This window comes from Streptomyces sp. 8P21H-1 (genome assembly GCF_013302945.1).
The window spans coordinates 1-3,038 of record NZ_JABTYA010000145.1 but is presented as its reverse complement, the minus strand read 5'-3'; the positions used below and the strand labels follow the sequence as shown (position 1 = coordinate 3,038).

The following is a 3,038-nucleotide window of genomic DNA, read 5'->3' as shown; positions in this document are numbered from 1 at the left end:
GTAGCAGTCCAGCGCCTCACCCGGACCGGCGACGCCGCGGCCGGTCCGCAGCGCGGCGTCCACCAGCCGGTACGCCTCGCGCAGACCGTCGTAGAGCAGGTCCGGATGCGCGACGACGGCGGGCCGGTGGGACACGAGGCAGTGGTCCGTGGCGGCCGTCGCGAGGGCGTGCAGCCGGGCGAAGGCGAGCACCTGGTCCGGAGTCGGGTCGGCCGGCGGCTGCGGGACGGCCGCGTCCGTGACGGCACCGCGCAGCCGGGCGCAGAGGCGGGCCGGCAGCAGGCGGCGCCAGTAGTGCGCGAGGGCGGAGGTGTCGGGCGGCACGCCGACCGCCCCGATCAGCTCCAGGCGTTCCGGGAGCTGTTCCGGCGTGCTGTCCTGGACCGCACGCAGTGCGGCCTCGCGCCAGCGCATGGCGGCGAGTTCGGTGCCGAGCCCGGCCAGCCGGCGTGCCACGACGGCTTCCAGGGTGTCCCCGCGGTCGAGGAGCCGCCCGATCTCGGGGACGGGCACGTCGAGCGAGCGCAGCGCGCGGATCATGCGCAGCCGGGCCGGCGCGTCGGGACCGTAACGGCGGTGGCCGCCGGCGCTGCGTGCGGCTTCGGGCAGCAGGCCCTGGTCGGAGTAGAAGCGGACGGTCTTGACCGTGGTCCGCGTCCGCGCCGCCAGCTCGCCGATGCTCAGGGTGCCGTCCGGGGACAAGGGCCGAACCTTCCTCGGGTTGAACCTCCCTCAGGGGGAGTTCCTAGGTTACCCACGACGAACTCATCCCTTGGAGGTACCGATGCCCGTGTTCATCCTGGTCTCCGGACCGTTCACCGACGGACGGATCTGGAACGAGGTGATCGGGCGGTTGCGGGAGTCGGGCGCCGAGGCGCACCCGGTGACGCCGAGCAGGGAGCCCGAGGCCGATCTGGAGACACATGTCCAGGACGTGGTCCGGCTGATCGACTCCCTGGCCCCTTTGACCGCCCCGGAGTCCCCGGAGTCCCCGGAGTCCCCGGAGTCCCCGGAGGCCCCGGAGTCCCCGGAGTCCCCGGAGCCGTCCGGGGAGTTGGTGCTGGTCGGGCACGGCTACGCCATCCATCCGGTCCTGGGGGCCGCGGACCGCCGTCCGGAGCGGGTCGCGCGGATCGTCCACCTGGACGCGGGAATGCCGCAGGACGGTGAAGCGGCGCTGGCCCTGGTGCCGGACCCGTCGGTGCACGAACTGCTGCGTGCCGAGGGCGGTCCGCGGCCGGTCCCCCCGCCGGGACCGGCGCAGTGGCAGCGGTGGGGCAGCACGGACGGCCTGTCGGCCCGGCAGCTGGAACTGCTGAGCCGGCAGGCCGCCCCGCAGCCGCCGCGCACACTGACACAACCGCTGCGGTTGACCGGTGCCGCCGGTGCCGTACCGATCAGCGGCATCCTGTGCACGGCGGGAGGGACGACCCTGGAACTGGTCGAGGCGCTGGTACGCACCGGCCCGCCGCAGTTCCGGAAGCTGGCCGATCCGCGGGTCGGATTCTTCGAACTGGCCACGGGACACTGGCCGATGCTGTCCCGTCCGGACGAACTGGCCGGACTGCTGCTGCGCGCGGCGGCGGGCGAAGGACGCCGGCTGACCGCGCCCGAGGGCGAGTCCTCGTTCGCCCGGCCCTTCCTCTTCGACACCCCGGAGCGGCCACGGGTGCGCAACGGGCGCGTGGACCTGCACTTCCCCGAACCGGGACCGGAAGCGGGACCGGAAGCGCACGGGCCGTGGCCCGCGGTGCTGTTCGTGCACGGCGGCCCCGTACCGCCCGACGCCGATCCCGCGCCGCGCGACTCACCCTCCTACCTCGGTTACGCCCGCTGCACGGCGGAGCTGGGCGCGGTGGGAGCCGTCGTGGCGCACCGACTGCACGGCCTCGCCGACTACGCGCGGGCCGCGGACGACGTGGCCGAGGCTCTCGACCTGCTGCGGGCCGATCCGCGCGTGGACGCCCGGCGCATCGCCCTGTGGATCTTCTCCGGCGCGGGACTGCTCGCCGCGGACTGGATCACCGACCCGCCGCCGTGGCTGCGCTGCCTGGCCCTCACCTATCCGGTCCTGGCCCCGCTCCCGGGCTGGGGCGCGGCCGGTCCCCGCTTCGACCCGGCAGGCGTGCTCCGGGCCGGCGGCGGGACGCCGCCACCGCTCGTGCTGACCCGGGCGGGTCTGGAGACGCCGCAGATCGCCGCCACGGTGGAGGAGTTCATGACCGCGGCGGAGGAGACGGGGACCCCGGTCCAGGTGATCGACGTCCCGCACGGCCGGCACGGCTTCGAGACGCACGAACCGACGGACGAGTCCCGCGAGGCCGTCTCCCGGGCCCTGCGTACGGTGCTCACGCGGCTGCGGCAGCCGCGGTGACCCGGTCCGCGCGTCCGGCGGTGTGTCACGGCACGTCGCACCACGTCACGGCGCGCCGCTGCGCGCCCGTTCGGCACCGCGGGCATCATCGGGACCGGTGACACCTCGGACCGCGGGTCGACGCAGGTCCGGCCGCCCGGGAGCCGACGGGGCGGGCACCCGTTGATGCGGCGTTGATCGAACGTTTTTCGACACGCGGCACGATCGCCGGCATGCGCAATGACACCACCGCCGCAGCCGACCTCTCCTGGCAGGAACAGGCGCTGTGCGCCCAGACCGGATCCGAGTTCTTCTTCCCCGAGCCGGGCAGCTCGGTGCGGGAGGCGAAGCAGATCTGCGGAATGTGCGAGATGCGCTCCGCGTGCCTGGAGTACGCGCTCAGCCATGACGAACGCTTCGGTGTCTGGGGCGGCCTGTCGGAGAAGGAGCGACTCGTGCTCCGACGCGCCCAGCACTGACACGCCGCCTTCCGGCGACACACGCCCCGGCACGCGCACGGCACATGCACGGCACGCGCCCGGCACCAGGACGCCGCCACCCGGTGACCGGCGCCGGTGACGCGGCGCGGGCCCGGACGACGGCGTACGGGGAACGGCGTACGGGCGACGACGGTGCACGGGAACGCAGACGCCCCGCCCGGCGCACAACACCGGGGCGGGGCGGG

At 74.7% G+C, this 3,038-nt stretch carries 3 protein-coding genes; 2 read left to right on the top strand and 1 reads right to left on the bottom strand.

The features are described 5' to 3' along the window. Positions 1-702: MerR family transcriptional regulator (locus tag HO151_RS02580; RefSeq protein WP_173894504.1), on the bottom strand; the 702-nt coding region annotated here is incomplete at its 3' end. An 82-nt stretch (positions 703-784) separates the two neighbouring features. Here HO151_RS02580 and HO151_RS02575 point away from each other — a divergent pair. Then, positions 785-2,374, top strand: coding sequence for an alpha/beta hydrolase (locus HO151_RS02575; protein WP_173894503.1), 1,590 nt, complete (start codon positions 785-787; stop codon positions 2,372-2,374). A gap of 212 nt (positions 2,375-2,586) precedes the next feature. After that, a complete protein-coding gene (locus tag HO151_RS02570; RefSeq protein WP_173894502.1) occupies positions 2,587-2,832 on the top strand; it encodes a WhiB family transcriptional regulator in 246 nt (81 codons plus the stop codon). Positions 2,833-3,038 lie beyond the last annotated feature (206 nt).